This is a genomic window from Streptomyces pseudogriseolus (assembly GCA_002154585.1).
In the GTDB taxonomy this organism is placed as follows: Bacteria; Actinomycetota; Actinomycetes; order Streptomycetales; family Streptomycetaceae; genus Streptomyces; species Streptomyces pseudogriseolus.
The window spans coordinates 1-888 of the sequence record MUNG01000709.1; the positions used below are offsets into that span (position 1 = coordinate 1).

General features: G+C 76.0%; 1 protein-coding gene. It reads right to left on the reverse strand.

What is annotated here, in order from left to right:
- Window positions 1-888: sugar phosphate isomerase/epimerase family protein (locus tag CCN29_RS34245; protein WP_442538695.1), on the reverse strand; the 888-nt coding region annotated here is incomplete at both ends.

Here is an 888-nt window from a genome sequence, read left to right on the forward strand (position 1 = left end):
GACGGGGGGCGTGCCGGGGGTGCGCTCGGCCGCGAGCCGGGCGGCGCGGCGCAGGTACGGCAGCGAGTGGGCGGCGAAGCGGGGGCCGGCGTGGGAATGCCGGGGCAGTTCGACGACGGTCAGGCCCTGGTATCCGGTGGCGGCGAGCGCCGCGAGGACGGGCGGGAAGTCGATCTCGCCGTCGCCGAACGGCAGATGCTCGTGGACGCCGCGGCGCATGTCCTCGATCTGCACGTGCCGCAGCCAGGGTGCGGCCTCGCGGACGCAGTCGGCGGGTGCGAGGGGTTCCAGGCACTGGCAGTGGCCGATGTCCAAGGTGAGGCCGAGCGGCTCGGGGTCGCCGAGGGCGTGCCGCAGGTGGTGGAAGTCGGCGAGGGTGGCGAGGAGGTGACCGGGTTCGGGTTCGACGGCGAGCGGGACGCCGGCTTCGGAGGCGGCGTCCAGGACCGGTTCGAAGGCGTCGGTGAGGCGTTTCCAGGCCGTGTCCTCGTCGGTGGCGTCGGGGACGGTGCCGCTGAAGCAGTGCACGGCGTGCGCCCCGAGGTCGGCCGCGACCCGCACGGCCCGCACCAGCAGACCGACGCGGCGCGCCCGGTCGTCGGGGTCGGGGTCGAGCAGGGACGGGCCGTGCTTGCGCCGGGGGTCCAGCACGTAGCGGGCGCCGGTCTCCACGGTGACGCCGAGCCCCAGTTCGTCCAGGCGGCGGGCGACGTGCCGGGTGCGGGCCGCGAGGTCGGGGGCGAGCGGGTCGAGGTGCATGTGGTCGAGGGTCAGGCCCACGCCGTCGTAGCCGAGGTCGGCGAGCAGGCCGAGGGCGTCGTCGAGGCGGAGGTCGGTGAGGCCGTTGGTGCCGTAGCCGAAGCGCAGGGGCAGCGCGGGGGGCTCGTG